This window comes from Mycobacterium shunyiense, assembly GCF_058270075.1.
The window spans coordinates 310,317-335,986 of the sequence record NZ_JBZDPU010000017.1 but is presented as its reverse complement, the minus strand read 5'-3'; the positions used below and the strand labels follow the sequence as shown (position 1 = coordinate 335,986).

The window sequence follows — 25,670 nt, the reverse complement described above, 5'->3', positions numbered from 1 at the left end:
GAGAGTCATGACAGAGGCGCAGACAACCGACGTCCTCGTGGTCGGATACGGAGCCGCGGGGGTCTGCGCAGCGCTGGAGGCGCGCTCGAGAGGCGCCGACGTCCTGGCCATCGACCGTTTCAACGGCGGCGGCGCGACGCAGGTGTCCGGCGGCATCATCTATGCCGGTGGCGGCACCTGGGTTCAGCGCCAGGCCGGAGTCGAGGACGACGCCGAGGCGATGTACGCCTACCTGCAGGCCGAGATCGGCGACGCGGTGCGTCCCGAGACGCTGCGGCGTTTCGTCGACGACAGTCCGGCGATGATCGACTGGCTCACCGAACACGGCGTGCCGTTCGAGGCTTCGGTCTGTCCGTACAAGACGTCGTATCCGAACAACAAGTACTACCTCTACTACTCGGGCAGCGAGAACTCCGGGCGCTTTCGTGAGATCACGCCGCCGGCGCAACGTGGTCACCGGGCCAAGGGGCCGGGGGCTTCGGGCAAGAAGATCTATCAGCCTCTCGCGGCATCGGCAGCCGCACGCGGCGTGCGCACACAGTTCCTCACTCGCGCTGTCGCGTTGTTGACCGATCCCAGCGGCCGGGTGGTCGGTGTGCGGACGAGCACGCTTGCGCACGCACCGGCGTGGGTTCGGCGCCGCTATCGCGCGTATGCCGAGCTGGCGGTCAAACCGGGCATCTACTATCCGCCGCTGCGGGCCGCGATGGAAAAGCTGTTGGACCGCTTGGAAAGTCGGTACGCCCGCACTGTCGACATCCATGCGCGCAAGGCGGTCATTCTCAGTGCGGGTGGATACATCGCCAACCGCGAGCTGATCGCCGAGCATGCACCCGCGTACCGCGAAGGGCTTCAGCTGGGCACCACCGGGGATGACGGTGCCGGCATCGCGCTGGCCGCCGAGGTCGGCGCTGCGGTCGATCGCCTCGACAACGTGTCCGCGTGGCGCTTCATCACCCCGCCCAGCGCGTTCCTGGGAGGCCTCGTGGTCGATGAACACGGACAGCGATTCATCGACGAGTCCCGCTACGGCGCCGCGGTCGGCCACGCGATGATTCAAGACCACGGCGGACGCGGCTGGATCCTGGCCGACCACCGGCTGCTCAAGCAGGCGCGAGCCCAGCTTCCCGAGCAGGCCATCTGGTTCCAACGCCTGCAGATGGAAGCCATGTTGCGTACCGACCGGGTCGTGGCCGACACCCTGGAAGAAGTTGCCGCCAAGGCCGGTGTCGACCCGGCGGGGTTGGTGGCGACCGTCGCGGCACACAACGCGGCCGCCTCGGCCGGGCTGCCGGATCCGATGGGCAAGCCGGCAGAGTTCGTCAAACCTGTTGAACAGGGGCCGTTCTCACTGATCTCGATATCGATCAGGCCCAGCCTGCTCAACCCGTGCCCGATGTTCACCCTGGGCGGCCTGATCGTCGACGAACTCACCGGTGCGGTGACAACCCCTGCCGGCGAGTCGATTCCGGGTCTCTACGCGGCGGGGCGGACGGCCATCGGACTGTGTGTGAACTCCTACGTCAGTGGATTGTCGATCGCCGACTGCGTCTTCTCGGGCCGTCGCGCCGCAGAGCATGCTGTCGCGATGGAACCCACGCCGTCACCGTAGGGCGCTGCCGCCGAGCCACTCGTCCCACGGCACACCCCAGTCGCCGTTCTGCCAGATGGGCAGCGGATCGCCGCCGGTGTTTCGGACCTCGAACACGTCTCCGGGTTGGGAGAACTCGTAGAACCATCGCCCATTGTCGGCATTGACATTCAGGCATCCGTGCGACGTGTTGGTCTTGCCTTGCGCCCAGATCGTGCTGTCGAGTTGGTGGACGTAGATTCCGCTGTTGGTCAGCCGTACCGCGTTGTTGACGGTCACCTTGTAGCCCAGGCGTGAGTCGACGGGCAGGCCGTAGGTCGACGAATCCATGACCACGGTGTCGGACTTGTCCATCACCGTGTACACGCCGGGCTGAGTCCAGAACGAAATGGTCTTGCCTGCAACGGTTTCTGATCCGCCCATGCCCATGGAGGTGGGAATCGTGCGGACCAGCTCGTCATTGCGGTAGACGCGGATCTGTTTGGTGGCGTCGTCGGCGACGGACACGTGCGACTCCCCGATCCGGAAGGAAATCCGGCCGGCGCCCCGGTCGTCGGCCGCCGCGACCACCTCGGTGCCGGGACGGTAGTAGCTCTGCGGCCGCCAGTGGGCGTGCCGGTTGTCCATCCAATACCAGGAACCATCAACGGACGGATCGGTTTTCACCGACAGCCGTTTTTCCGCTGCGATGCGGTCGGCAACGGGTTCGTCGAAGTTGGCGACGATCACCGTGCCGACACCGTAGGTCCCTCCGTCGACCAAGGTGGCACCCGACGTCGCGGTGAAGCTGACCTGGGCCTGTTCGCCGGCGGTGAGTTCGGTGGGCATCGACGTCGGCCGGGCCAGCCAGAGGGTCGCGCCGATGGCGACGATGAAGGCCAGCGACAGGATCGGTAGTGGTCGCCTCCGCGGTACAGCCGCCAACATCCCGGCGCCTCCCCTCTGTCGGCCGCGTCCCGGCGGCGCAGTGTGCTAGAACGGAATACGTAGCTACGGCGTAGCTACGTAGGGTGAGGCTAGCATGGAGGTGCGTAGTGAGTGGACGGCGAGAGAGCGTCAAGAAGGACCTCATCTTCATCGGAGTCCTGATTGTCATCGGCGCCGCGCTGATCGCCTACCTGCTGATACGTCCCGGCACTGACGCCGTCACCGCGGCACCCGCGGCGGGCCCGGCGGCGACGTCGCAGGCGCCCGGCGCGGCGGGCGGTGATGCCGACCGGGGCCACAGTCCGGTGGAACGCCGGCAGCCCGGTGACCCGCTGGCGTTGGGGGATCCCGACGCACCCGTGGCGTTGGTGGTGTTCTCCGACTACCGATGCCCGTTCTGCGCGAAGTTCAGCCGGGACACCGAGCCCGAACTCGTCAAGCGCTACGTCGACGCCGGCCAACTCCGGATCGAGTGGCGTGACTACCCGATCTTCGGCCCGCAGTCGATGACGGCAGCACGCGCCGGACGCGCGGCGGCCGAGCAGGGCAGGTTCTGGGAGTTCAACCGGGCTGTCTATGCGGCCGCGCCGGAGCGGTCGAAGGCCGACCTCACGGACGAGGATCTGATCGGCTTCGCCAGGCAGGCCGGTGTCCCCGACATCGACAGATTCACCGCATCAATGCGCGGCAGCACCTTCGACGACGCGATCAACGCCGATCTGGCGCAGGGCACCGGGATTGGTGTCCCCAGCACTCCGGCCTTCCTGATCAATGACGTGCCCATGCTCGGCGCGCAGCCCACGGACGATTTCGTGACGGCCATCGACGGGGCACTGGCCAAGCGATGAGTGGCGTCGGTCTGCTCGGAGCCTTCCTCGGCGGGCTGGCCTCGTTGCTCAGCCCGTGCTCGGCCCTGCTGTTGCCGTCGTTTTTCGCCTACGCCTTCGACCGGACGCGCTTGCTGGTCCAGCGCACTGTGGCGTTCTGGGTGGGTCTCTGTGCGGTACTGGTGCCGTTGGGAGCCGGCGTCGGGGCGCTGGGCAGCATCGTCACTCGCTATCGCAGCGAAGTCACCATGGCTGGAGGGCTGGTACTGATCGGCTTCGGCCTGATGGCGTTGCTGGGCAAGGGGTTCGGCTTGTCGGGTATGCAACGGATGACGGCCCGGATCAAGATCTCCGGCACCGTGTCGGTGCTCGCGTTGGGCGCTGTGTACGGACTGGCGGGCTTCTGCGCAGGCCCGCTGCTGGGCGCGGTCCTGACCATGTCGGCGATGGGCGCCGACCCGGCCTACGGGGCACTGCTGATGGCGGTCTACGCCCTTGGCATGGCGGCGCCGTTGTTCCTACTCGCCTGGTTGTGGGAGCGCTTCAACCTGTCCGAACGCACCTGGCTGCGGGGCCGGCCGGTGCGCTTGGGCCCGCTGGAGACCCACACCACCTCGCTGCTCACCGGGGCGATCTTCATCGTTTTGGGCGGGCTGTTCCTGTTCACTGACGGCACCGCGAATCTCGGCGGGCTGCTGTCCGTCGACGCCCAGTATGACCTGCAAGTTTGGCTGGGCCGATTGTCGTCGGGGGTCAGTGATCTCCGGCTGATCCTGGGCGTCGTACTGGCACTCATCGTGTGGAGGTCGATCCGGTTGTGGCGAAAGCGTGCCGTCGGTGAGAGCACGGTCGGATGAGCCGAGAAGCTACTATCGCGCTACATAGGTTTGATGCGCGAGACCACCAACTGGTGACGGCGCACCCACGCAGGCGGTAATGAATATGGGAATCAAAGGGTTTGGCGATCTCGAAGCTGTGGTGATGGAAGTGCTCTGGTCACGTGCGGAGCCGTCGACGGTACGCAGCGTGCACGACGAGCTCGTCACCAAGCGACAGATCGCCTACACCACGGTCATGTCGACCATGGACAACCTGTTCCGAAAAGGCTGGTTGGAGCGGGAGAAGGTCGGTCTGGCGTATAGCTACCGGCCGGTCATGACCCGTGAGGAGCACTCCGCGCAACTGATGCGCACGGTGTTCGAATCCGGCGGCGACAGTGAGTTGATCCTCAACTTCTTCCTCGAGCAGATCGTCGATGACGATTCGAAGAAACTCCGGCAGGCGCTCAAGCGGTTCACCGAGGAGCAGTCACGATGAACGCGGTCACGTTTCTTCTCGGCTACGCAATGGCGCTGAGCTGGCTGGCACCGGTGTTGTTCACCGGCCCGATCTCGGTCAACGTGCATCCCAGACTGTCGGTGGCAGGCTGGCTGGTGGTCGTCGCAACGGCGTCATTCGCCTGGGTGGCGGCGTTGGTGATCCTGATCGCAGGCGCCGCCCACAGCCTGATCACCCACACCGCACCGACGTTCTGCGTCGAGGCACTGGGGATCGCCGGGGCGGTGACGTTGCCGCCCACCGTGGCGACGGTGTTGGTGGTCGCCCTGCTTGCGGTCACTGCCGCAGTGGCGACCAACACCACGCGTCGTGTGATCGTCACATTGTACCGAACGCGGCGCGCCAATCGTGAACACGCAGAAGCGGTTCGGATCATCGGCCGGCCCACCGGCCACGATGGCGTCATCGCCATCACGGCTGACCAGCCCGCGGCGTACTGCGTGTCCGGCGGCCGGCACCGCGCGATCGTCGTCACGACGGCTGCGTTGGAGTTGTTGAGGCCGCCCGCGCTCGCGGCGGTCCTGGCCCATGAGCGGGCGCACCTGCGGGGCCGCCACCATCACGTCATTGCGACGCTCAACACCCTCGCCGCAGCGCTGCCGCGTCTGCCCCTGATGCGGGCGGCGGCCCGGTCGGTGCCGGCGTTACTGGAGATGTGCGCGGACGACGCGGCCACCCGCAGACACGGCCGTGAGCCGCTGTTGGCGAGCCTCGTCGCGTTGAGTACCCGGCATCGGCTGCCCGACGGCGTGCTGGCGGCGGCGGGGACGGCGGTGGCCGACCGGGTCACCCGACTCCTGCAACCTCAGCGAGCGATCTGGTGGCGACCACAGTCCTTGGCGATGGTTCTCATCGTCATCGCGACGGCCTCTGCACCGGCCTTCGCGCTGACGTTGTGCACCCTGCAGCCGTAACTGCCTGTCAGATGTCGCCGCTACTACTCGGCCCCGTGCGGGGGCCGTAGCGCTCGGCGTAGGCCTGGTGGATGTGCGCGTTCTTCTTCCGCGAGAGCTCGTCGATGAGGGCCGGGTTCAGACCGTGCTTGACGAGCATGTGACGCCGCCACACCTTGTTAAGGGCGTGGGAGAAGTAGACGAACGGGATGAAGATCGGCACCGTCATGCTGGCGTGCAGGTAGAGCGACATCGGGATGAACCAGATCGGCGCCAGAACCAGGATTGCCGGGATCGCGACACGGACCATCATCCGGATGGTGGCGCCGGGGCCTGCGAGGTCGTTGGCCACCCACTCGCGCATGGAGTCGGGTAGCCGCTTGCCGTAGCAGTACCCGATGTACTGCAGCGGGCCCGGTTTTGTGCGGGAGGCTTGGCCGGTGGGCATTGCAGCAGGGTAACGCTCGGTATCATGGATTGCGAATTTCATCAATCCATCAATCATTGGGGCAGCGGTGACCGACAGCGTCCTAGATGGTCCCGAGCGGCCGTTGTACGAGATCAAGGCCAACCTGTTCAAGGCGCTGGCGCATCCGGCGCGGATCCGGGTGCTGGAGATCCTTTCGATGCGCGACGGCCCGACTCCGGTCAGCGAGATTCTGGCGGCCAGCGATATCGAACCGACCCTGCTGTCGCAGCACCTCGCGGTTCTCAAGCGCCATCACGTGGTCAGCGGGCACCGGGTCGGCAACGCGGTGTACTACACGCTTGCGCACCCGAAGATCGCTGAACTGCTGCTCATCGCCCGAACGTTCCTCGCCGATACCCTTGCCGCCCAGCGCGATCAGATCGATGCCATCGGCTCGCTGCCGCCGATCGGCACCGCGCGATAGTCAGCGCGGAAGCTGGTCGAGCCAATCGGAATTCCCGTCGACAGCGTTGCCGTCGATGGCCACCAGCGGCACCCCGGGATCGGGGAAAGCTCGCAGCAGCGGAAGGTTGTTCGCGCCGATGGTGTGGCCGTCGTAGGGGATCGGAAGCCCCAGCTTGATCATGTCCTGGGCTGACGGCGGTGCGCCGGCGCGGTCGGCCAGCCCGGCGAGCTGATCGTTGCTCAGATCCGTCTCGCCTTCTTCTTTCGGCTGTTGATCGGCGGCGAAGATCTGCTCGATGAACTGCCAGGTGATGTCGCTCGATTGCGAGTGGTCGGCGACGATGTGGGCGGCATAGATGGCGCGGCTGTCGTAATTGCCGCTCGCCGAATACTTTTCGAGGAAGTTGACGAGACGCAGATTGATGTGGAGCTTGCCATCCGCGATGCGCCGGCCGATCTCGGCGCCCTGGTCGCGCACCATCTTCCCGCTGTAGGGGCACAGCGGGTCCAGATAGAGGTCGATCTGACCCGGCGCCGCGGGGTCGCCGATGGAGAGAACATCTCCGGCCGACGATGCCGGCGCCGCCTGCGCGCGACCGGCTCCGGGGCCCCACATGAACGCCATCGTGAGTAGGCCGGCCAGCAGCAGGAGGTGAATCGTTCGGTATCTCGACCGATTCGCGGTGCCTGGTCCAAGCGGGTTCGCGTTCATGACTTCCATCCTCGCTGACCGCGACGCACGCGACTCGGGTGAGGGGTGGGACGGCCCTCAACCTCGACGTTTACTGTATTTCTCTAGTTATTTAGAGGAAAAGTGGCAGAACGAGACAGTTTGTTGTTACTGTCCGGTAATGCGCAATGCCGGGGGGATTGTGGTCGTCCTCATGCTGATCATCGGGTCGCTCGTCGCATCTACGACGTTGGCATTCGCCGACACGGGGGATGAGCCGCAGTACGCCGATTTCTATCTCCCGCCGGACCCGCTGCCGGCCGGTGTGCCCGGCGACGTGATCCGCACCGAACCCAGCCGGCTGGTGCTCGAGCCATCCGGTCAGCTGGGCGCCATCATGGCGACCGGAACGCGGATCATGTACCGCAGCATCGACTCTCGGAACAATCCGATCGCCGTCACCGGCACCTACTTCGAGCCGTACAACGACTGGCCCGGAAAGGGGCCGCGCCCCCTGCTCGTCTATGCGCCCGGTACTCAGGGGCAGGGCAATCAGTGCGCACCGTCGCGCCAGTTCAACCAGGGCATCCACTACTCGGGTGGCTGGGACATCATGGTCAACTACGAGGAGGCGTTCGTCGCGACCTTGGTGGCCCGCGGCTTTGCCATCCTGATGACCGATTATCAGGGTCTCGGCACCGACTCGATGCACACCTACGTGAACCGCCTGGCTGAGGGGCACGCCGTCCTCGACGCCGCTCGCGCCGCCATGAAATTGCCCGAGACATCGCTGGATCCGCATGGCCCCGTGGCCTTCTGGGGATATTCGCAGGGTGGTGGTGCAACTGCGTCCGCGGCGGAGCTGGCTTCGGCCTACGCGCCCGAACTGAACATCGTCGGCACCTATGCCGGTGCGCCGCCGGCCGACCTCAAGGAACTGCTGCCCTACGCCGACGGTAGTGCGCTCGTGGGCGTCGTCGGCTACGCACTCAACGGCGTCATCGCCGCCTACCCGGAAGCCGCCGACGCGATCCGGTCGAAGCTCACCCAGCGCGGCAAGGACATGCTCGAGTCGGTGTCACGCCAGTGCGTGGGACAGACGATCGTCGACTTCGCCTTCCGGCATCTGCAGCCCTACTTCAACGAGGACATCAACAAACTCGTCAACGAAGAACCGTTCAGCAGCCTGTTCGATCTGCAGAAGCTCGGCCGGTTCAAGCCGAACGCGCCGGTGCTGATCAACAGCAACCGCTACGACCCGCTGGTGCCGTGGACCGCGGCCAACCAGCTGGGCCGGGACTGGTGCGCGCAGGGTGCCGACGTCGAATTCCGCACCAACGAGGAACCGCCGTTCCTCAACAAGCTGGTGATCAACCACGCGCTCCCCATGCTCGTGGACGGAGAGCCGGCCATGCAGTGGATCGCCGCCCGCTTCAACGGAGAACCCACCACACCCAACTGCGGCCAGTTCTGACGGTCGGGGCGATATCCCGGACCTCGAATGCCCGCTCGATAGACTGCGGGGCATCGCTGAACGCAGGAAGTACAACGCCGCCCAGCGTCGCCGCGAACTGGCTGACGCTGCCATCGAACTGCTCGGCAAGGACGGTTCGCGCGGCGTCAGTCACCCCAAGGTCGACAAGAAGGCAGAGGTTCCCGACGGCACGACGTCGTTCTATTTCCGGACCCGAGATGCGCTGATGCACGCGATCGCCGCGCGCCTCAACGAACTCGACCTCGCCGACCTCTCCCTGCTCACCGAGTTGACCGATGCCGATCCGACAGAGTTCGCCGGCACGCTCGGGTTCGCCACGCTGGTCATGTATTCGTCGACCGAACCGTGGCTCACCCGGGCCAAGGCCCGCTACGAGTTGGCCCTGCAGGCCGGCCGTGACGACGAACTGGCTGCAACGCTCAGCGCGTCCGTCGAGGGGTTCTACGGGGTTGCGCGCGCAGTCGTGACGGAATGGCATGCCACGGACGAGAATCCGATGGCGCCCGACGTCATCGACGAGCAGGCCAAAACCCTGTTCTCGTTCATCAACGGGGTGATGATGACCTTTGTCATCGGACAACCGCTGGTGGACAACGCCGATCAGCTCGACCGGCTGATCCGAGGAGTCCTGGCAGGCTGGCCGGTCGAGGGAACTGCCTGAACGGCGTTGTCGAACAACGGCGACGACAACAGCATGGCGCTCACGTGGTCGACGAACACGTCATGGTCGGAACCGAGGTTGCCTTCCGTCCATTCGATGAACAGCGAGATGATGGCGCCGAAAACGGTGGCGTACTGCATCTTGACCCGCGCCGCCGCGACGGTGCCCGCTCGGTCGGTCGGTGCCGTCAGTCCGGTCATCGCGCCGACGGCGTCGCGTACGAAATGACGAAGCCTGAGGTCAGCGATCGGCTCCACCAACAGGATTCGGCAAATCCGGGGATCTTCTTCGACCAGTTGCGCTGCTGCTCCCACTCCCGCACGGATGCGTGTGGGTAGATCGGCGTCCGGGTCGGCGGCGGCGTAGATGACCTGACGTGCGTGCTCGAACGTGCTGCGGTAGACCTCGCGGAGCAGGTCGTCGGTGTCGGTGAAGGTCTCGTAGAAGAACTTCTGGCTGAGCTCTGCCTCGCGGCAGACGGCGCGCATGGTCATGGCGGCGACTCCCTGGGTGCCGACCAGGTCGGCGCCTGCCTGGATCAGTCGGGCGCGGCGGTCCGCCGACCGTGCTTCGGCGGCCTGGCCGCGGTACGGCCTTGACATTCCGTGAGCATAGCGAGCACGATCCAATTCTGGAAGCAACCGCTTCCGGATTGTGAGGGGGATGCCCAGTGACCGCGCCCAGTGAAGGTGACGCAGACCGGGCTCGCCCCGAGGTCGCGGCGTGGACGGCGTTCGTCGACGGATTGCGCACGGCCGGTGCGCAACTCGCGGCAGACACCGCCGCCCTGCCGGAATCCGAACGCGCCGACGGGTTCCGTGCACTGTTGCGCGCAGTGTCAAATCAGCTGGGCCGCTTGGAAGTTGATCGCGACAAGCCTGAGTTCGTCGCGTTCAACGGCTGGCGTCAGAAATTCCTGATGGACAATCCCGACTTCCAGTACTGGGTCGCCGATGTCCGCCCCGGCGGCCGCTACCTGATCCGTGGCAATCGCGGCGACGCCGCGTACGTGTCGATCACCGCCTATTCCGGTTCGGGCGGGGCGGCTGCCCAGGCGAGCTCCCGAATCGACAGTGATGCAATCACGTTCGACGCCGACGGCGATTACCAGGTGACGGTCGGCGGTGGCCGTCAGGAGAACGACTGGCTGGACCTGCCCGATCGCGCGATCGTCATCTGGGTACGTCACTTCCACGATGACGCACAGACCGATCGCATCGGGTGGTGTGCCATCGAGCCGGTCGAGCCGCCCCCTGTCCCGGCGGCGATCGACCCGCTGAGGTTCGGCAAGCAGCTGTCGAAAGCCTCGGCGGCCATCGCCGTGCTGCCGCGCATCTGGGATGGCGCGGTGGCCGCCGATCACGAGTCGCCGAACCAGTTGCACCACTGGACCGAGATGGCCGGGGGAGCAGTGTTCACCGAACCGGCCATCCACTACCTGCGCGGCGGTTGGCAGCTCGGTCCCGACGAAGCGCTGCTCGTCGAAGGCGATCTGGTGCCGTGCCGGTACTGGAACATCTTGGCGTACAGCAGATTTCTCAATTCGCTCGATTACCGGCACCGGCGGGTCTCCTACACTGGTGCCACCGCGAACCTCGATGGCGGACGCTACCGGTTCGTGGTCTCGGCCACCGATCCCGGACCGGCCGCCGGGGACTGGATCGACAGTGAGGGCCGCGCGTTCGGCATTGTCGTGATGCGGTTCCTGCAACCCGAACAGCAGCCCACCCTGCCCACGACGCGCATCGTGTCCCTGACCGATCTGGCGGAGCGCCCATGACCGGCTGGACCGGCCCTGCCCGCACACCGGAGGCGTTGACGGCCTACGCGGCGGCCGAGCAGGATCGGGCCGCGCGCCCGGACCGCTACCAGCTCGGTGCCGACGCCATCGACATCGTCATCGACCGCGGCACCCGCGGTGCCGGCGTCGGCGTTCTGGGCGACCCCGGCGAGTGGCGTCCGGGCGTGGAGCAGTACCTGGCCTCGGCCGAGGAGGACGGCCGGCTCAACGCCCTCGGAGCGTTGACCGCCCAGCGAACCGCGTCCGGGCGGCTCGCGGCCAGGATCGCGATGGCGCGGTATCTGAAGGAACATCCCACCACCGAGCACGGTCCGCTGCTACCCCCGGTGATCATCACCGGCGGCTGGCGCACGGGCACCACCTTCTTGTACCGGTTACTCGACCGCGACCCCCGATTACGTGCGCCGCTGCCAGCCGAGCTGGGCGCGCCGTGGCGGCTACCCGGCGACCTCGACGGCGACGAACGCGTCCGCCGCCTCGAGGCGGCCGCAGCCGGTCAGTACCTGCTGCACGTTCTCAACCCCACGATGGCCGCGGTGCACGACTCCGGACCGAACCTGCCCGAGGAGTGCGTGCTCGGCATGGGCACCACCCTGCGCAACTGGGGCTTCACCGCCACCACGCGCCTCGACGGCTACGCGTCCTGGCTCGCCGGCCAGGACTTCGCCGCCGAGTACGCGCAGCACCGGCGGATGCTGCAGATCCTCGACGCCGGGGACGGCCGCCGTTGGGTCCTGAAAGCGCCGGCCCACACCGCCGAGCTCAGCCACGTCATCGCGACGTATCCGGGCGCCTGCATCGTGCAGTTGCACCGCGACATCGTGGAGACGGTGGCGTCGGGCGCCAGCCTGTTCGCGACGTACCGGTCCACTTACAGCGACGACGTCGACGGGGTCGACGTCGGCCGGTTTCAAACGGCGCAGACCGAGCTGTGGCTGCGCCGCGCCCTCGATGCCCGGGCCGCGGCGTCCACTGTCACCTGGCTCGACGTCCAGTACCGCGACCTGGTGGCCGACCCGGAGGCGACGGTGCGTCGCATCTACGCCGCGGCGCAAATGGAGCCGCCGGACATCCGTGGAATGCTCGCCGATCATCACCGCGCCCAGCCCCACGGCGGGAAAGGCGCGCACCGATACCGGCCCGAGGAATTCGGTATCAACCCCGCCGAGTTGCGCGAGCGGATGCACTTCTACACCCAGACGCTCGACCCGTCCGGCGCGCATCGGATCGAGGCGTGACGCGCCGGCCCGTCGGGGAGCGACTGGCGCTAATCGCGTCGCCCCATTACTTTCCCTGAGGTGATGTCCTCAGCCGTTGGCGCAGTCGCGCGGTCGATCGCTCCCTTCCTGACAGTCGCCTCGGTGGTCGCCGCGGGCCTCGCCACTGCTCCGGGGCCGACGGTCCGTCTGGCCAGCGACGGCAACCCGCTCGAGGGGCACTCGTTCTACGTCAACCCCTCGTCGAAGGCCGCGCGCGCCGCGCAGGGCAACCCGAGCCCTGAACTGCAGGCGATCGCCAACACCCCCACCGCGTACTGGATGGACAACGTCTCCAGCCCCGCGGTGGACGCCAAGTACATCGCCGCGGCGCAGGCCGCAGGCACCATGCCGATCCTGGCGCTCTACGGCATCCCGCATCGCGACTGCGGGAGCTACGCCGCGGGCGGTTTCGGGTCGGCCGCTGCGTACAAGGGCTGGATCGACGGTGTCGCCGCCGCCATCGGCGGTGGGCCGGCCGCGGTCATCCTCGAACCCGACGCACTCGCCATGGCGGACTGCCTGTCGGGCGATCAGCGCGAGGAGCGCTACAACCTGATGAGCTACGCGGTGGACACGCTGACCCGCAATCCGGGCACTGCGGTGTACGTCGATGCGGGGCACTCCCGATGGACGGCCGCCGACGAGATGGCCAACAGGCTCAACCGCGTCGGCGTCGCCAAGGCGCGCGGATTCAGCCTCAACACCGCGAACTTCTTCACCACCGAAGAGGAAATCGGTTACGGCGACGCGATTTCGGGCCAGACGGGCGGCAAGCCCTACGTCATCGACACCTCGCGCAACGGTGCCGGACCGGCCGAAGGCGAGATGTACTGGTGCAACCCGAGCGGACGGGCCCTCGGCGCGGCGCCGACCACGGCGACCGGGAACGGCAACGTCGACGCGTTCCTGTGGGTGAAGCGTCCCGGTGAGTCCGACGGCGCATGCGGTACCGGCGAGGCCGCCGCGGGCACCTTCGTCAATCAGTACGCCATCGACCTGGTCCGCAAGGCGCACGGGTAGAGCGGACTACTGGGGCGGGGGAGCCTCCGCCTCGCACTCAGCGAGCATCGGCGTGGTGAAGTCGACCGAGCCGACACCGCCGAGGGTCATGCCGTTGTCGCGCAGCGTCATCGTCGTCGTGTAGCGGCAGGTCTGATTGACCGTCAGCCCGGTCAGGAACTCGACGTCGTAGGTGTACAGGAACGAGCGCACGAGCTGGTTCGCGTCCCACGGCACATCGAGGGCGAAACCCAAGGACGACCCAGACCGGGCGTTGAGCAACCGCGGGCCGACCTCACCGATCCCCGGCGTCAGGTAGAACGGGGCGCCGTCGAGCTTGGTGCCGGACACACTGACGCTTCTGATGCGATAGCCGGTGGTCCCGGACGGGATCAGCGGGCCGCGCCTGATGTTCGTGCTGAACAGGATCGAGTAGTTGGTCCCGCCGGCAATGGCCGTCGTGCTGAAGCTGGTCGAGGTGAACTCCTGTGGCAGCTGAGCCGCGCAGTTGCCGACCTTGCCGGATGGATCACCGCATTCCTGTGGTGCCGCCAGTGCACTTGGTGCGAGCACCGCAGCGCCGACTACGGGCACCGTGAATGCGGCGCCGCGGATGAACGTGCGTCGGGAGAACGCACTTCCTGAACGATTCGTCATTGGTCTTCCTCCTTGTTCGCTCGTGTTTTTCGGTCTCCAATTCCGAAGCTACAAGGGTGACCCCGCGATGTGGCCGGGTTCGGCAACTAGCGGAAGGAGCCGGCTCCGCCGTCGACGAGCAGGGTCTGCCCGGTGAGATAGGTGGAATCGTCACCGATCAGGAAGGCCACGACCGCCCCGATGTCGTCGGTGGGGTCGCCGATTCGTTTGAGCGAGGTGCTCCTGACGACCGCCTCGTACTGTTTGGGCGCCATGTCGCGCAACACTTTCAAGCCGTCCGTCTCGGCAAGCGGGCAGACCACGTTGACGCGGATCCCGTCGACGCCCCATTCGAGGGCGGCAACCTTGGACATGCCACGAATCGCTTCTTTGGCGCCGGCGTACGCGCCGAACGAGTGTGTGCCGACGGTGCCCGCGGCGGAGCCGAGGTTGACGATGGATCCACCGCCACCGTTGACCATGACCGGGTGGACCGCCTGCATGAGCCGGAACGTCGCCCGCGGCCCCGTGTCGTGGACGCGCTCGTATTCCTCGGCGGGAATGTCGAAGAACGGGATGGGTCCGGCGCTGGCGACGGCATTGTTGACCAGTCCGTTCACCGTGCCGAACGCCTCGAGTGCCGCGTCGACGATGCGCTGGGCGCTGTCGGCGTCACGTAGGTCCGCAACCACCGATGCCACCTCGAATCCGGCGTCGGTGAATTCCGCTGTGGTGTTTGCCAATACCTCGTCGAGGATGTCGGTCACCAATACGCGCGCCCCACGGGACAACAACGCGGTCGCGATGCCTTTGCCGACACCACGGGCGGCTCCGGTGACGATCGCGACGTGGCCGTCCAGTGAGTGCGGATGGCTGTAGGTGGACATGGACCTGCCTTTCGGATTCGGCCAGATTTGGCACGCTAACTCATATGATCAAGCGCTGACGAGGAAGTCGAGGAACCATGTTGAGTGACCTACGTTTCTGCCATCTGGTCGTCGGCGTGACCGACATGGACCGGGCCCTCGGTTTCTACCGTGGCCTGTTGGGCATGGATGTGGTGTTCGACCAGTTGATTTCGGGTGAGCCGTTTGATGCGGTCCTGCACTCGTCCCGCCGGCAAGAGGGTCGTGTGGTCGGGGGAGTCGTGGGCGGAGTCATGCTCGAACTGCTCAGCCTCGGTTCGTCGACCCCGCCTGGACCGGGGAAGCGGGGCATCGTCGGCAACCAGAACATCGCATTGTCGGTCACCGATCTCGACGCCACCTACCGCGCCGTGGTCGACGCGGGCTTCCAGCCTGTTCAGGAGCCCTTCCCGATCGACCGGGTCCGGATGTTCTTCGTCAACGACCCCGACGGCACCGCGGTGGAATTCGTCGAGTTTCCCGGTGGCGCCCGCAGCAGCTATGAAATGCATCGCGGCGCAGACCTCAGCGCAGAAAGCTAACAGTCACCTGCTTCGTACACATCCACCCCACCGAGGGTAGGGCGGCCTGCCACACTGGGGCATGGCCATCGAGTTGGTGCGTGGTTCTCGGTTGTTCTCGGGCGTGCCCTACGCCTACGCGGCGATCGCACCTGCAAACGGCATGATCTTCACCGCGGGCGCCTGCCCACTCGATGATCAGGGGCAAGTCGTCGGTCCCGGTGATGTCGCCGCCCAGGCCCGCCAGTCGATGGCCAATCTCCGGATTACGTTGCAGGAGTGCGGTGCCCAGTTGCGCGACGTGGTGAAGACGACGATCTACGTCGCCAGTGGTCAACGTGACGATCTCGCAGTGGCGTGGGGCGAGGTGGTGTCGGCTTTCGCCGACCATCGGCCGCCGAGCACGCTGTTGGGCGTGGCAGTCCTCGGGTACCCTGATCAACTCGTCGAGATCGAGGCGATCGCGGTGCCGCCGGTCATGTGACCGGCGTGAGGTCGGTCCCGGCCGGGGGTTGCAGCCGGCGCAGTTTGCCGTCGATGGCCGTGACATACAGGGCATTGCCGTCGGGCCCCGGGCCCACCCGCACCGAGGTCGGTCCGTTGGGCGGCAGGGAAAGTTGGCTGAGCCCTTTGGCTATCGTGCAGATACGGCCGGTGTCGGTGTTCACCGCGTAGACCTCTCCGGAGGTGTCACCCGCGACGTACAACGTTCCGTCGCGGGTGGCCTGCATGTCGTCGGAGCCGGCAATCAGCCCGGGTAACCGCGCCACGGTCGAAGTGGCGTTCGGCTTGTCGAGGGGGAGACGTAAAACCGTTGACAGGGCCGAGTTCTCGGTAAACAGCGCGGTGCGGTCGGGGGTCAGTGCCAGCCCGTTGGGCAACGGGGTGCTGGACCAGGATTTCGTGTGACGTCCGGTGGTGGGGTCGTAGCGGTCGATGCCCCGCGGAGGGACGGTCAATTGCGAGAAGATCAGATCGCCGTCCGGCAGGAACAGCAGGCCATTCGGTGAGGGCAGCCCGGTGAGCAGCGTCGTCGATTGACCGGCTGTCACGTCCAGTCGTTGCAAAGTTCCGCGCGACGTGCCGGGATTGTTTCCGGTCAGGAAGTACAGGTCATTCCCTGAAAGTCGCAGGCCCGCTGGATGATCGAGACCTGACAGCACTGTGCTGCTGTTTCCCTCGTCATCGACGTGAAGCAGTCGACCGTCGTTGATCGCGCTCAGGTAGAACCCGCCGCGGCCGTCCGGTTCGAGGTTCTCCAGAGCGCCCAGTCCGCTGGCCACCGTGGTCATCTGCCAGCGCTGGCATGCGCCAGTACGCGCATCGGCGCCAGGCGTTGCGCATGCGATTGGTACGGCCGCCACGAACAGGGTCGCGACGGCACCTGCCACGGCGCCAATTGCCTTCTGCAGCATCAACTCACCCCTCAGTCATCTCACGCTGAGTTTGATACCTTTTAGTATCGGATGCCAAAAGGTATCATGAACCCGTGGAGAAGGACGCCGGTCGATCGGTCGAACAGTCACGGCCGATGACGCGCCGACGCGTCGAGACCCGTCAGCGGCTGCTGGATGCTGCATTCTCGGTGTTTGCCTCAAAAGGGTTCGGGCGTACCAGGATCGATGACATCTGCCAAGCCTCGGGCTATACCAAGGGCGCCTTCTACTCGAACTTCGGCACTCTCGACGAGTTGTTCCTGGCTCTCTATCGCGAACAGTCGCGCGGGTTTGCCGAGCACACCATCAGATTCCTGGCCGCCGAACCGGGTGACACGGTCGAGGCCACGATCCAGGCCTGGTCGCAGGGTCTGCCCATCGACCGGGAGTGGCTACTGATCAACACGGACTTCGTCCTGTACGCGGCCCGCCGCCCTGACGTGCAGCTGGAACTCGCCACAGCACGGTCGCAGATGCGCGAGGACTTCACTCATATGCTCGCCGACCACATCCGTGATCGGGCGCCGGATCTTCCGGCGTCGCTACCCACGCCGGCCGAAATGGCGCGGGCGCTGGTCACGGTCTATGACGGGGCAATCTCGCAGCTCATCCTCGACATGGACGAAACCTCGGTGCGAAAGCACTTCGCCGACATTGCCAGTGCGCTGCTCGGGTAGAACTCACACACAGCCTGACGACAGTGTGAACGGCTCCTTACCGGACGGATACTGCCGGGAAACTGGATCACCGAGGGGCGCTGCGACGGTAGGACGATGACCGCAGACGCTGTTGATCCACTCTGGCTTCGGCCGGTGGCCGCGCCATCACCGGTGGTGAACCGGGCTCCACGGGCCAGCGCCGACGTGCGTCAGGCGCAGGCGTTCATCGCCCTTCTCGAGGATGAAATGGTCGACCTGCAAACGCAATTGGAGCGGATCAACGCGCGCGTCACGGACGGTCGGCCGGGGGCGCTCCATCATCAGGCCGCGGTGCGTACGCGACTCAACGAGGTGAGGCGCCTGCTCGACGCCCTCATCTTCAGGTTTCCTTCCGCCTGAGCCTCCAGTCGCCGATGACGGCCAGGCGGCGGCGCTACTGGGCCGGCGCAGTCCATGCTCCAAGGATAGGGCCTGGCCGTCGACCTCGACTGATCACACCCTCGAGTTTGGTGAAGGCAGTTTGGACTTGCTGGTCCAATTTTAGCGAGGCACGCTCGTGACGTAACGACGCGTGACTGGAGGTGTGCAGTGAATCTCGGTGAATTCGGTGTCTGGCAACCGGCGTATGCCACAACACCTGAGATGGCAAAGCGGATCGAAGGCCTGGGCTACACGACGCTGTGGCTGGGTGGCCCGGAACCTGATCTGTCAGGACTCGATGAACTGCTCGGCGCCACGGACCATTTGGTGGTGGCCAGCAGCATCTACAACATCTACCGCGGTGATGCGGCCGTGTTGGCAGCAGCGTATCGGCGTATCCAGCGGTCATACCCGGACCGCCTGCTGCTGGGCCTCGGGGTGGGACACCCTGAACAGGTTGGCAATTACCGCACCCCGATGGCTGCCCTGAACGGGTTTCTTGATGCTCTTGATGAGCACGGTGTTCCCCACGAGAAGCGGATGCTGGCCGCACTGGGTCCCAAGATGCTGGCGCTGGCGACCGAGCGGGCGGCCGGCTCGGTTCCGTACCTCGTCACGCCCGAACACTCCCGCCGTGCGCGGGCGGCGCTCGGGTCTCAGCGGATACTGGCGCCCGAGCAGAAGGTGGTTCTCGAGTCGGACCCCGAAGGGGCGCGCGCTCTCGCCCGTCCACGGATCAAGCATCCGTACCTCGGATTGGTCAACTACACCAACAATCTACGGCGACTCGGCTTCACGGATGACGATCTGTCCGGCGACGGCAGCGACCGGTTGATCGACCAGCTCGCCGTGCATGGTGACACGGCGACAGTTGCGCGGGGATTGCGTGCACATTTGGCGGCTGGGGCGAATCACGTGCAGATCCAGGTGGTGGGTGAGCACTCGGCGCCGCACCCGCAGATGCCGGAGGTTCTGCTCCAGGTTTACGACGAGGACACGTTCAGGATCTATGAGTCCCTGGCCGGGGCGTTGGACATCGCGCCCAGCTGAGCGGTATCAGCGAGGTGTGCGGCCGGCGCCCTGCCATACCGTGTCGAACGGTGCATTGCCGCTGATCCGGTCGACGATTCCGGCTGTGGTGAAGTCCTTGGCCAGGCGCACCGCCTCCGGGACGCTGGATCCCTTGGCCAGCGCGGCGGTGATCGCTGCCGCCAACGTGCATCCCGCACCGGCGACCCGGGCGTCGCCGACCTTCGGCGCACGCAGAACCTCGGCGTCCGTGCCGTCGAAGAGAACATCGACCGCGTCGTCGCCGGGAAATTCGACCCCGCCCTTCACCAGGACGTACGTGGGTCCGAGGTCGGCAATGCGCCGGGCTGCCTCGACGAGGTCGTCGATGGAAGAGAAGTCGTCCATCCCGGCGAGGGTGCGCGCCTCGAACAGGTTCGGCGTGGTGACCGTCGCCAGCGGCAGGATCTGGCTGCGCAGAGCGGTGTCGGTGTCGAGTGCAGCGCCGGGCTCTTGCCCTTTGCAGATCAGGACTGGGTCGACAACGATGTGCCGCCACGGTTGCTGGGCGAGAGCCTCCGCGACGATGTCGATGGTCGCGGGGGTGCCGAGCATGCCGATCTTGACGACATCGAGGTTGTACGCCGACGTCGCCGCCTCGATCTGATCGGCGATGACCTGTGGGTCGACAGGGACGAACCGGTGGCCCCAGTCTGCCTTGGGGTCGAACGACACGATGCAGGTCACGGTGCCCACGCCGTAGGTGCCGAACTCCTGAAACGTGCGCAGGTCGGCTTGCAGGCCGGCGCCGCCGGTGGCTTCGGATCCGGCGATGACATACGAGAGGTCGACCACGTGGGTGAGCGTACGCCTGCGCTACGGACATCCGACATTAACCCAGCGGATATCCGGGTGCGTTGCTGAGTGCAGGAGAGGTGGGAAAATCGCCGCCCAGATCACGCTGGCACCGTAGCGCCACGGCTGCAGTTGGGCAGACGATGTTCCATGTTGCGACCCAAGGTGATTGGTCACAGCGCCCGCGTCCTTGATGGGCGTTTCAGGTCCGAAGGTTGTTGACAATTCAATAGTTTTTCGCAAGCGTGGCGGGTGACCGCCTGTTGTCTCGCGCGGCGAGGCCCAGATCCCTGTCGGGATCTCATAATTGCTGTATATGCCAGGTCGCGGCGTGTTCCCGTCCGATCGAAGCTTGAATTAAGTTGTGAAAGCTTCCTTTTGGTTTCGAATTTGGTCGTTTACCCAGAACTGGCAGTGTGCTGTGTAGTTAGCTGATACCGTCGCCGTCATGAAGCTCGTGCAATGTATGGCCGCAGCCGCGGCTGCACTGGCGGTCTTTGGGGCCGCCGCATGCAGCAGCTCGTCGACTGATCAGGCCCCGACCACCAGTCCCGTCCCTGCCGAGTCCACTTCCAGTCAGCATGGGCCGGTCAAATCTCCGGGTACCGCGCCGGCGCCCGGACCTGGTCAAACCACTCAGCCGATGATGCCGAACCCCAATGGGGACGGCTCGATGGTGCCGTGTGAGGGCACGATCTGCACCAATCCGAATCACGGGGCCGGCGACAACCCGGATGAGAACGGCGGGGCGGTGATGCCCAATCCCAACGGTGACGGGTCGGACGTGCCGTGTGAGGGCACCATTTGCACCAATCCGAATCACGGGGCCGGCGACAACCCGGATGAGAACGGCGGGGCGGTGATGCCCAACCCGAACGGGGACGGCTCAGATGTGCCGTGCGAGGGCACCATTTGCACCAACCCCAATCACGGGGCCGGCGACGACGGGTAGGTCGTACGGGCCGACACCGCCGGCGCCACCCAGTCGCGAAGGTAGGTACGCAGTCCTTTGTCGTGGCGCGCCGGTCCACCCGGATCGATGATGAACGACTGCAGGATCCTCAGCATGAATTCGACCAGCTGATCGAGTGCATCTCCGTCGAATCCTACTGTGGCCCAATCGATGTCGAACCGGCGCAGAATCGACTTGCCGAATTCGATGGCAAGGTCGGAGGTAACTCCTGCCGTGAACGCGCTGGCCTTGCCGGGTTGCAGCACCAGGCTGAGATATCGGTCGTGCGGAATCTGCTCCGCCGTGTAGGCGATGCCTTCGACGACGGCTTCGCTGGGGTCGGTGATCGAGCCCAGCTGCTCGGCCAGGCGATCGAGGAAGCCGTCCACCGACGACACGGCGGTGGCGGCCATGAGGCTCTCCAGCGTGGGGAAGTAGCGGTAGATCGTCTGGCGCGTCACCCCGAGTGCCTGGGCCACTTCGGACACGCTCACGGTGCCGCGCGCGTCGATCGCCTGCCGGGCCGCACCGATGATGCGGCGGACGGCTTCGTCGTCGTCGGCGGGAATGTCTCCCGACCAGCCGTGCCTGCGCATCCGTTGATCGTCGCACGGTTGACGTTCGGATCTTGACAATACAGTTCACAGTCACTGTATGGTCAGGTCATGACTGTCGGCCCGGTGAGCAGCACCGATGAAGAACTGACCCGTCGCGCTTTGCGGCATGCCGTCGAGGGGACGACGGATATGGCAGACCGGGTGCTGAAGGTGCCCCTGCACTACTACCGCGACCCGAAGATCACCGAGATCGAGGAATCCCAGATCTTGCGCCGGGTCCCACTGGCGATCGTGCCGTCGGTTCAGATCGCCGAGAAGAACGACTTCGTCGTCCGCTCCGTGCTCGGGGACTCATTGCTGGTCACCCGGGACCGCACCGGGGCGAGCCACGTGTTCCTCAACTACTGCCGCCACCGCGGAGCGATGCCGGCCTGCGGATCGGGTAACGCGTCACGATTCGTCTGCCCCTATCACGCTTGGACCTACCGCAACACCGGTGAGCTGTTCATGGTGCCGGGCAAGGCCGGCTTCGACACGATGGATCCCGCCGAATACGGACTGGTGGAGCTGCCGTCCGAGGAGCGCCACGGCTTTGTCTGGGCCGTGCTCACCGCAGACGCGACCATCGACCTCGACGCTCACCTGGGTCCGCTCGGTCCCGAACTGGCGCAATGGAACTACGAGACCTATGGCTATCACACCGACCGCGAGTTCTCCTCGGAAGTGTCGTGGAAAGGAGCGCTCGAGGCGTTCGCGGAGGGGTATCACTTCCCGTTCGTCCACGGCGAGAGTCTGATCGGGCAGAACACCCTGCCGAACACCGCCATCTACGACGAATTCGGCAAGCATCACCGAATCGGCTTCCCGTTCAACTGGATCAAGAATCTCTCCGATGATCCGAGTGGCACGTTCGACCCGTCGGCCAACATGGGTGTCATCTACTGGGTGTATCCCAACCTCATCCTGGCCAACAGCCCGGTCGGCGTGGAGATCATCGATATGCTGCCGGCGGGGGAGCCCACCCGCTGCACGGTCCGGCACAGCTGGATGGGCCGGGTCCCGGCCACGACTGATGACATGCGGGCCGGCTATGACGCGGTCTACGAAGGAGTTCACGCTGCGGTGCGCGACGAGGATTTCGCCATGCTGCCGCAGTGCGGGCAGGCGGTCCGGCACGGTCAGCACGACCATATGATCATCGGCCGCAACGAAATTGCGGTTCAGCACATGATCAAGGTGTTCGCACAGGAATTGGGTGTGGCGCTGGCGTGAGTCCGGCAGTCACTTTCCTGGCAGCGTCCGTCGCGCCTGCAAAGTGATGCCGGGCACCGAGTTCGCCAGGTCGGGACGCTGCTTCCCGAAGGCCCGGATGGTTCGATAGAACGCCCACAGCTGTCGCGGGGATGGAACTTTCGGAACCCAGGCCAGTTCCCAGTGGATTCCGTTGATCGGGTCGTCGAAGAACACCGCGTAATAGCCCGGCCAGTACTGGGGGTAGTCCTTGGGTTCATCGGTGACGGGAATATCCCGGGCGATCAGGAACTCGCGATGAAAGTGGTCCACTTCCTTCCGGTTTCGGGCCCACAGCGCGATGTGGTTGATCCCGACGGACTGGTCGGTATGGGTGAGCTTGTCGCCGGTGAATGCGGGCTGAATCCCGATGTAGCTGTGCGGGTTGAGGTATCGCGTCATGTAGTAGACCGACTGGTACTCCATGTTGAGCGAGGAGAAACTGCTGTACCCCAGCCAGCCCAGCATCGCGTCATAGAACTTGAGCGATTCGTCGTAGTCCAAGACCGCGAACTCGACATGACTTACGCCGCGCCACCGCATCCTGCCCCCTGGGAGTCGACTACTACCGAATGTAGTACTCGGAGGCCACGCTGTGAAGGGGCTGCGCGCGCGGTTTTCCACCTCTGGGTCGCGATGCCTGCGGAGAACCAGCCCAACGGTAGAAAACGGCGCGCCGAAGCCTCGCCAAACCTGTTTAGTTGTCGGCCTTTTCCGCCTCGTACTTCTGCGCCATATGCGCGATCGCGTCGATCTGAGACTGGGCCAGCCCGTCACGCACCTGCCCGGCACGCGCTGCGGCGTCCAGGGTGGGCTGGGCCTGCCCCTGGAAGTGGGGCATGACCTCTTCGGCGAACAGTTCCGCCGAGCGGCGGGTGGCGGCGGGATTGGCCCAGTCCGCGGCCATCTGCAACATGGATCCGAAACCGCCGGACTGCTCCCAGAGCCGTTGTACCTGCGCGCGCGCCCGTTCCGGCGTTCCGATCACGCCGGCGCCGCGTTCGTTGATCGTGTCGATCATCCCGTCGATGGTGTCTCCCGGCATGGTCATCTGCGGGAAGGCGGCGACCTTCTGGAAGTAGTTGAACCACGCCTCGATGCCGTAGCGGACCTCGGCGCGGGCCTGCGCATCGGTCTCGGCGACGTGGAACGGTCCGACCAGCGACCAGTTGCGACGGTCGATCGTGGTGCCAAACGCCGCGGCACGTTCCTCGGCGATGTTCCAGTGATGGGCCAGCGCATCGAAACCGGCCTCGCTCAGCGTGGCGCCGATCGACAGCAGGCCGATGCCGTGCTTACCGGCCAGCCGCGCACCGGTCGGAGACGCGACGGCCGCGACCGACAGCGGGATCCCACCCTCGGAGTATGGAGCCAATTGCAGTTTGGCATCGAATAATTCGTGCGTGGCGGTCTTGGCGCTCACCGTCTCTCCGGCGAGCAGACGCACCATGATGTCGAGGTTGGTCTCCAGGAGTTCGCGGGTGTCGGTGGGGTTCAGCCCGATCATGGCCGAGTCGGTGGGCAGCGAGCCCGGCCCGACGCCGCCGATGATGCGGCCGTGGGTGAGGTGGTCGAGCAGCATCAACCGGTCGGCCGCCCACAGCGGGTTGTGGTACGACAGCGAGATCACGCCGGTGCCGAACGTGATCCGCTTGGCCCGGGCGGCCGCCGCGGCGATGAACACCTCGGGCGAGCTGATGATCTCGCTACCCGCCGAGTGGTGCTCACCGATCCAGACCTCGTCGTACCCGAGGGCGTCGAGATGCTCGACGAACTCCAGATCCCGGTGCAGCGCCAACGTGGGGTTGATGCCCGGGCGGTGGAACGGGGCGATGAAATAACCGAACCGGAGTCGGGACACGGGGCCTCCTTGCCGCGAAGTGTGCTTGCCAGAAAGCTAGTCCCGCGGGGACGTCGCCAACAGTGCACGAAGGTGGACAATTCGACGTCCGTCGTCGTTTACTCGTCGGGTGAGGCGTGCCACAGCCGAGCTGCAGGTCGCAGACTACGAGAAGGTGTTCGCGGTGCTCGACGCCTGCGACGACGCGGCTGATTTCCTGGAATTCCGGCGGGCGGTCGTGGACGCGATCAGTGAAGTGTTCGAGGTCCGCGGGGTCACATTCTTCGCCGGGCCGACCGTGGCGGGCGCGTTCGCGGATACCGCTCCCATCACCACCGACTACGAGAATGCGCTGCTGGACGATTACATGGCCAGATGGCGCGGGCACGATGTCTTCGCCACCCCGATCGCGTTGCAGCAGCTGCGTACGGCGGGGTCGGTCAGCCTGCGGGAGTTGGCTGTGCCCGCGTCGGCCGCCGCCTACGTCGAGCAGTTTCTGCATCGGGCCGGACTGCAGTCGTGCAACGCGTTCACGTTCCCGATCGGCGGTGCTGCGCACGGTCTGCTCGGGCTGTTCGATCCGGATCCGGACGCGGTCGATGCGCGGGACGCCTCGGCGCTGCGGTTACTGTGCCGGCGTCTGCGCGGCCTGGCGCGTCCGCTGATGCCCGCTGCCCGGGTGGATCCACTGGCGCAACTGCCGCAGCGGCAGCGCGATGTCGTCGCGTTGTTGGCCCGCGGGCAGACCAACGCGCAGATCTCGACGACGTTGTGCCTGACCGAGGACACCGTCAAGAAGTACGTCAGCCGGGCGCTGGCGACGACGGGCTGCCGGACCCGTACCGAGCTTGCGGTACTGGCCGCGACGCGCTGACGTCCTGCCCGGACCCGTCATGAGTTGGCCATTGCTGCCAACCGCCGGTCAATTTCTGCCAGCGGAATTAACCGCTCTGACCAGTGCGTTGTGACAGCCAGACCGGGTAGGAATTCCCCGAACCGGTGGACGAGACGTCCGAACCGCGACACTCACGCCACGGCTCGAACGCCCAGAACGAAGGGCTTCGACATGAAGAAGTTTGGCTTTGCGAGCATGATCGCCACCGGTTTCGCCGCCGCCATCGTCGGCCTGGCGGCCCCGGCGCAGGCGGACATCACCCATCACCAGTGGGTGCATGACATCCAACAGCATGCGAGCAGCGGTGTCGTCACATCGACGTTCGGCAACGGCCGCTGACACCCGACACGAGCGGGGGCAC

Annotated in this window: 31 protein-coding genes; 20 read left to right on the top strand and 11 right to left on the bottom strand. The window is 65.8% G+C overall.

Going from position 1 to position 25,670, the window contains the following annotated elements:
* The first annotated feature begins 7 nt into the window (after positions 1–7).
* Positions 8–1,612, top strand: coding sequence for an FAD-binding protein (locus AC4ELH_RS22720; RefSeq protein ID WP_498886838.1), 1,605 nt, complete (start codon positions 8–10; stop codon positions 1,610–1,612).
* On the opposite strand, the gene AC4ELH_RS22715 is transcribed toward AC4ELH_RS22720, so the two are convergent.
* Complete coding sequence (locus tag AC4ELH_RS22715; protein ID WP_498886836.1) at positions 1,604–2,518, bottom strand: L,D-transpeptidase; 915 nt, start codon at positions 2,516–2,518, stop codon at positions 1,604–1,606. The two genes, AC4ELH_RS22720 and AC4ELH_RS22715, sit on opposite strands and share 9 nt — an antisense overlap.
* Positions 2,519–2,625: 107 nt before the next feature.
* Between AC4ELH_RS22715 and AC4ELH_RS22710 the strand changes: the two genes are divergently transcribed.
* The 4 genes from AC4ELH_RS22710 to AC4ELH_RS22695 all read left to right on the top strand — a co-directional run bounded on the left by AC4ELH_RS22710 (position 2,626) and on the right by AC4ELH_RS22695 (position 5,597).
* Positions 2,626–3,366, top strand: a complete 741-nt coding sequence (locus AC4ELH_RS22710; RefSeq protein ID WP_448445087.1) for a DsbA family protein — start codon at positions 2,626–2,628, stop codon at positions 3,364–3,366.
* Positions 3,363–4,202 carry a cytochrome c biogenesis CcdA family protein gene (locus tag AC4ELH_RS22705; RefSeq protein ID WP_498886834.1) on the top strand — a complete coding sequence of 280 codons (840 nt, stop codon included), beginning with the start codon at positions 3,363–3,365 and terminating at the stop codon, positions 4,200–4,202. The genes AC4ELH_RS22710 and AC4ELH_RS22705 overlap by 4 nt, the downstream gene beginning before the upstream one ends.
* Positions 4,203–4,287: 85 nt before the next feature.
* On the top strand, positions 4,288–4,662 hold the full coding sequence (locus tag AC4ELH_RS22700; RefSeq protein ID WP_064883381.1) for a BlaI/MecI/CopY family transcriptional regulator: 375 nt from the start codon (positions 4,288–4,290) through the stop codon (positions 4,660–4,662).
* A complete protein-coding gene (locus AC4ELH_RS22695; RefSeq protein WP_064958369.1) occupies positions 4,659–5,597 on the top strand; it encodes a M56 family metallopeptidase in 939 nt (312 codons plus the stop codon). Before AC4ELH_RS22700 ends, AC4ELH_RS22695 begins: the two co-directional genes overlap by 4 nt.
* 7 nt (positions 5,598–5,604) lie before the next feature.
* Here AC4ELH_RS22695 and AC4ELH_RS22690 read toward each other — a convergent pair whose 3' ends face one another.
* Positions 5,605–6,024, bottom strand: a complete 420-nt coding sequence (locus AC4ELH_RS22690; protein WP_064883443.1) for a DUF5313 domain-containing protein — start codon at positions 6,022–6,024, stop codon at positions 5,605–5,607.
* A 67-nt stretch (positions 6,025–6,091) separates the two neighbouring features.
* Here AC4ELH_RS22690 and AC4ELH_RS22685 point away from each other — a divergent pair, with 67 nt between their 5' ends.
* Entirely contained in the window at positions 6,092–6,469 is a 378-nt protein-coding gene (locus AC4ELH_RS22685) for an ArsR/SmtB family transcription factor (RefSeq protein WP_055110904.1), read from the top strand.
* On the opposite strand, the gene AC4ELH_RS22680 is transcribed toward AC4ELH_RS22685, so the two are convergent.
* Positions 6,470–7,162, bottom strand: coding sequence for a thioredoxin domain-containing protein (locus AC4ELH_RS22680; RefSeq protein WP_448445092.1), 693 nt, complete (start codon positions 7,160–7,162; stop codon positions 6,470–6,472).
* Positions 7,163–7,301: 139 nt separating this feature from the next.
* Here AC4ELH_RS22680 and AC4ELH_RS22675 point away from each other — a divergent pair, with 139 nt between their 5' ends.
* A complete protein-coding gene (locus tag AC4ELH_RS22675; protein WP_082941705.1) occupies positions 7,302–8,594 on the top strand; it encodes a lipase family protein in 1,293 nt (430 codons plus the stop codon).
* A 118-nt stretch (positions 8,595–8,712) separates the two neighbouring features.
* Positions 8,713–9,276, top strand: a complete 564-nt coding sequence (locus AC4ELH_RS22670) for a TetR/AcrR family transcriptional regulator (protein WP_064883385.1) — start codon at positions 8,713–8,715, stop codon at positions 9,274–9,276.
* Here the strand turns inward: AC4ELH_RS22670 and AC4ELH_RS22665 are convergent.
* Positions 9,216–9,878 (bottom strand): TetR/AcrR family transcriptional regulator, encoded by a 663-nt coding sequence (locus AC4ELH_RS22665; RefSeq protein ID WP_498886830.1) that lies wholly within the window; start codon positions 9,876–9,878, stop codon positions 9,216–9,218. The two genes, AC4ELH_RS22670 and AC4ELH_RS22665, sit on opposite strands and share 61 nt — an antisense overlap.
* Before the next feature lie 68 nt (positions 9,879–9,946).
* Here AC4ELH_RS22665 and AC4ELH_RS22660 point away from each other — a divergent pair, with 68 nt between their 5' ends.
* The 3 genes from AC4ELH_RS22660 to AC4ELH_RS22650 all read left to right on the top strand — a co-directional run bounded on the left by AC4ELH_RS22660 (position 9,947) and on the right by AC4ELH_RS22650 (position 13,356).
* On the top strand, positions 9,947–11,056 hold the full coding sequence (locus AC4ELH_RS22660) for a DUF1214 domain-containing protein (protein ID WP_448445098.1): 1,110 nt from the start codon (positions 9,947–9,949) through the stop codon (positions 11,054–11,056).
* On the top strand, positions 11,053–12,315 hold the full coding sequence (locus AC4ELH_RS22655; RefSeq protein ID WP_448445100.1) for a sulfotransferase family protein: 1,263 nt from the start codon (positions 11,053–11,055) through the stop codon (positions 12,313–12,315). The genes AC4ELH_RS22660 and AC4ELH_RS22655 overlap by 4 nt, the downstream gene beginning before the upstream one ends.
* Positions 12,316–12,378: 63 nt before the next feature.
* Positions 12,379–13,356, top strand: coding sequence for a glycoside hydrolase family 6 protein (locus AC4ELH_RS22650; protein WP_064883449.1), 978 nt, complete (start codon positions 12,379–12,381; stop codon positions 13,354–13,356).
* Positions 13,357–13,362: 6 nt separating this feature from the next.
* Here the strand turns inward: AC4ELH_RS22650 and AC4ELH_RS22645 are convergent, their stop codons facing one another.
* Both AC4ELH_RS22645 and AC4ELH_RS22640 read right to left on the bottom strand, forming a co-directional pair.
* Positions 13,363–13,992, bottom strand: a complete 630-nt coding sequence (locus tag AC4ELH_RS22645; protein ID WP_064883392.1) for a hypothetical protein — start codon at positions 13,990–13,992, stop codon at positions 13,363–13,365.
* An 86-nt stretch (positions 13,993–14,078) separates the two neighbouring features.
* Positions 14,079–14,858, bottom strand: a complete 780-nt coding sequence (locus tag AC4ELH_RS22640) for an SDR family NAD(P)-dependent oxidoreductase (RefSeq protein ID WP_498886827.1) — start codon at positions 14,856–14,858, stop codon at positions 14,079–14,081.
* Positions 14,859–14,935: 77 nt separating this feature from the next.
* On the opposite strand from AC4ELH_RS22640, the gene AC4ELH_RS22635 reads away from it, so the two are divergent.
* Together AC4ELH_RS22635 and AC4ELH_RS22630 are read left to right on the top strand one after the other, a co-directional pair.
* Complete coding sequence (locus tag AC4ELH_RS22635; RefSeq protein WP_498886825.1) at positions 14,936–15,418, top strand: VOC family protein; 483 nt, start codon at positions 14,936–14,938, stop codon at positions 15,416–15,418.
* 61 nt (positions 15,419–15,479) lie between these two features.
* Complete coding sequence (locus AC4ELH_RS22630) at positions 15,480–15,881, top strand: RidA family protein (RefSeq protein ID WP_498886824.1); 402 nt, start codon at positions 15,480–15,482, stop codon at positions 15,879–15,881.
* Here the strand turns inward: AC4ELH_RS22630 and AC4ELH_RS22625 are convergent.
* A complete protein-coding gene (locus AC4ELH_RS22625) occupies positions 15,874–16,812 on the bottom strand; it encodes an SMP-30/gluconolactonase/LRE family protein (protein WP_498886822.1) in 939 nt (312 codons plus the stop codon). The genes AC4ELH_RS22630 and AC4ELH_RS22625 overlap by 8 nt on opposite strands.
* A 74-nt stretch (positions 16,813–16,886) precedes the next feature.
* Here AC4ELH_RS22625 and AC4ELH_RS22620 point away from each other — a divergent pair, with 74 nt between their 5' ends.
* From AC4ELH_RS22620 to AC4ELH_RS22610, 3 genes are all read left to right on the top strand, one after another.
* A complete protein-coding gene (locus AC4ELH_RS22620) occupies positions 16,887–17,510 on the top strand; it encodes a TetR/AcrR family transcriptional regulator (RefSeq protein ID WP_498886821.1) in 624 nt (207 codons plus the stop codon).
* Between the two features lie 96 nt (positions 17,511–17,606).
* Positions 17,607–17,891 (top strand): hypothetical protein, encoded by a 285-nt coding sequence (locus AC4ELH_RS22615; RefSeq protein WP_131811652.1) that lies wholly within the window; start codon positions 17,607–17,609, stop codon positions 17,889–17,891.
* A gap of 189 nt (positions 17,892–18,080) precedes the next feature.
* Entirely contained in the window at positions 18,081–18,962 is an 882-nt protein-coding gene (locus AC4ELH_RS22610) for a TIGR03620 family F420-dependent LLM class oxidoreductase (RefSeq protein ID WP_498886819.1), read from the top strand.
* 6 nt (positions 18,963–18,968) lie between these two features.
* On the opposite strand, the gene thiD is transcribed toward AC4ELH_RS22610, so the two are convergent.
* On the bottom strand, positions 18,969–19,775 hold the full coding sequence (gene thiD, locus AC4ELH_RS22605) for a bifunctional hydroxymethylpyrimidine kinase/phosphomethylpyrimidine kinase (protein ID WP_498886817.1): 807 nt from the start codon (positions 19,773–19,775) through the stop codon (positions 18,969–18,971).
* 448 nt (positions 19,776–20,223) lie between these two features.
* Between thiD and AC4ELH_RS22600 the strand changes: the two genes are divergently transcribed.
* Positions 20,224–20,727 (top strand): hypothetical protein, encoded by a 504-nt coding sequence (locus AC4ELH_RS22600; RefSeq protein ID WP_236734784.1) that lies wholly within the window; start codon positions 20,224–20,226, stop codon positions 20,725–20,727.
* On the opposite strand, the gene AC4ELH_RS22595 is transcribed toward AC4ELH_RS22600, so the two are convergent.
* The gene (locus AC4ELH_RS22595) at positions 20,703–21,323 is read right to left on the bottom strand and encodes a TetR/AcrR family transcriptional regulator (RefSeq protein WP_064958380.1); all 621 of its coding nucleotides are present in this window, start codon (positions 21,321–21,323) and stop codon (positions 20,703–20,705) included. The genes AC4ELH_RS22600 and AC4ELH_RS22595 overlap by 25 nt on opposite strands.
* A 69-nt stretch (positions 21,324–21,392) precedes the next feature.
* Between AC4ELH_RS22595 and AC4ELH_RS22590 the strand changes: the two genes are divergently transcribed.
* Positions 21,393–22,556 carry an aromatic ring-hydroxylating oxygenase subunit alpha gene (locus tag AC4ELH_RS22590; protein ID WP_498886814.1) on the top strand — a complete coding sequence of 388 codons (1,164 nt, stop codon included), beginning with the start codon at positions 21,393–21,395 and terminating at the stop codon, positions 22,554–22,556.
* Positions 22,557–22,565: 9 nt separating this feature from the next.
* Here AC4ELH_RS22590 and AC4ELH_RS22585 read toward each other — a convergent pair whose 3' ends face one another.
* Both AC4ELH_RS22585 and AC4ELH_RS22580 read right to left on the bottom strand, forming a co-directional pair.
* On the bottom strand, positions 22,566–23,117 hold the full coding sequence (locus tag AC4ELH_RS22585) for a VOC family protein (RefSeq protein WP_448445124.1): 552 nt from the start codon (positions 23,115–23,117) through the stop codon (positions 22,566–22,568).
* A gap of 154 nt (positions 23,118–23,271) precedes the next feature.
* A complete protein-coding gene (locus AC4ELH_RS22580) occupies positions 23,272–24,435 on the bottom strand; it encodes an LLM class flavin-dependent oxidoreductase (protein WP_064958383.1) in 1,164 nt (387 codons plus the stop codon).
* 109 nt (positions 24,436–24,544) lie between these two features.
* Between AC4ELH_RS22580 and AC4ELH_RS22575 the strand changes: the two genes are divergently transcribed.
* Both AC4ELH_RS22575 and AC4ELH_RS22570 read left to right on the top strand, forming a co-directional pair.
* Positions 24,545–25,288, top strand: coding sequence for a helix-turn-helix transcriptional regulator (locus AC4ELH_RS22575; protein ID WP_463807291.1), 744 nt, complete (start codon positions 24,545–24,547; stop codon positions 25,286–25,288).
* Between the two features lie 192 nt (positions 25,289–25,480).
* Complete coding sequence (locus tag AC4ELH_RS22570) at positions 25,481–25,648, top strand: hypothetical protein (RefSeq protein WP_110777365.1); 168 nt, start codon at positions 25,481–25,483, stop codon at positions 25,646–25,648.
* The last annotated feature ends 22 nt before the right edge of the window (positions 25,649–25,670 follow it).

What these genes read in the sequence shown, in the direction of transcription:
- AC4ELH_RS22705 (WP_498886834.1), top strand. Translation starts at nt 3,363, where the DNA reads ATGAGTGGCGTCGGTCTGCTCGGAGCCTTCCTCGGCGGGCTGGCCTCG.
- AC4ELH_RS22695 (WP_064958369.1), top strand. Translation starts at nt 4,659, where the DNA reads ATGAACGCGGTCACGTTTCTTCTCGGCTACGCAATGGCGCTGAGCTGG.
- AC4ELH_RS22570 (WP_110777365.1), top strand. Translation starts at nt 25,481, where the DNA reads ATGAAGAAGTTTGGCTTTGCGAGCATGATCGCCACCGGTTTCGCCGCC.
- AC4ELH_RS22635 (WP_498886825.1), top strand. Translation starts at nt 14,936, where the DNA reads ATGTTGAGTGACCTACGTTTCTGCCATCTGGTCGTCGGCGTGACCGAC.
- AC4ELH_RS22680 (WP_448445092.1), bottom strand. Translation starts at nt 7,162, where the DNA reads ATGAACGCGAACCCGCTTGGACCAGGCACCGCGAATCGGTCGAGATAC.
- AC4ELH_RS22690 (WP_064883443.1), bottom strand. Translation starts at nt 6,024, where the DNA reads ATGCCCACCGGCCAAGCCTCCCGCACAAAACCGGGCCCGCTGCAGTAC.
- AC4ELH_RS22720 (WP_498886838.1), top strand. Translation starts at nt 8, where the DNA reads ATGACAGAGGCGCAGACAACCGACGTCCTCGTGGTCGGATACGGAGCC.
- AC4ELH_RS22625 (WP_498886822.1), bottom strand. Translation starts at nt 16,812, where the DNA reads ATGCTGCAGAAGGCAATTGGCGCCGTGGCAGGTGCCGTCGCGACCCTG.
- AC4ELH_RS22665 (WP_498886830.1), bottom strand. Translation starts at nt 9,878, where the DNA reads ATGTCAAGGCCGTACCGCGGCCAGGCCGCCGAAGCACGGTCGGCGGAC.
- AC4ELH_RS22715 (WP_498886836.1), bottom strand. Translation starts at nt 2,518, where the DNA reads ATGTTGGCGGCTGTACCGCGGAGGCGACCACTACCGATCCTGTCGCTG.
- AC4ELH_RS22600 (WP_236734784.1), top strand. Translation starts at nt 20,224, where the DNA reads ATGAAGCTCGTGCAATGTATGGCCGCAGCCGCGGCTGCACTGGCGGTC.
- AC4ELH_RS22655 (WP_448445100.1), top strand. Translation starts at nt 11,053, where the DNA reads ATGACCGGCTGGACCGGCCCTGCCCGCACACCGGAGGCGTTGACGGCC.
- AC4ELH_RS22615 (WP_131811652.1), top strand. Translation starts at nt 17,607, where the DNA reads ATGACCGCAGACGCTGTTGATCCACTCTGGCTTCGGCCGGTGGCCGCG.
- AC4ELH_RS22585 (WP_448445124.1), bottom strand. Translation starts at nt 23,117, where the DNA reads ATGCGGTGGCGCGGCGTAAGTCATGTCGAGTTCGCGGTCTTGGACTAC.
- AC4ELH_RS22700 (WP_064883381.1), top strand. Translation starts at nt 4,288, where the DNA reads ATGGGAATCAAAGGGTTTGGCGATCTCGAAGCTGTGGTGATGGAAGTG.
- AC4ELH_RS22645 (WP_064883392.1), bottom strand. Translation starts at nt 13,992, where the DNA reads ATGACGAATCGTTCAGGAAGTGCGTTCTCCCGACGCACGTTCATCCGC.
- AC4ELH_RS22640 (WP_498886827.1), bottom strand. Translation starts at nt 14,858, where the DNA reads ATGTCCACCTACAGCCATCCGCACTCACTGGACGGCCACGTCGCGATC.
- AC4ELH_RS22595 (WP_064958380.1), bottom strand. Translation starts at nt 21,323, where the DNA reads ATGCGCAGGCACGGCTGGTCGGGAGACATTCCCGCCGACGACGACGAA.
- AC4ELH_RS22630 (WP_498886824.1), top strand. Translation starts at nt 15,480, where the DNA reads ATGGCCATCGAGTTGGTGCGTGGTTCTCGGTTGTTCTCGGGCGTGCCC.
- AC4ELH_RS22675 (WP_082941705.1), top strand. Translation starts at nt 7,302, where the DNA reads ATGCGCAATGCCGGGGGGATTGTGGTCGTCCTCATGCTGATCATCGGG.
- AC4ELH_RS22650 (WP_064883449.1), top strand. Translation starts at nt 12,379, where the DNA reads ATGTCCTCAGCCGTTGGCGCAGTCGCGCGGTCGATCGCTCCCTTCCTG.
- AC4ELH_RS22590 (WP_498886814.1), top strand. Translation starts at nt 21,393, where the DNA reads ATGACTGTCGGCCCGGTGAGCAGCACCGATGAAGAACTGACCCGTCGC.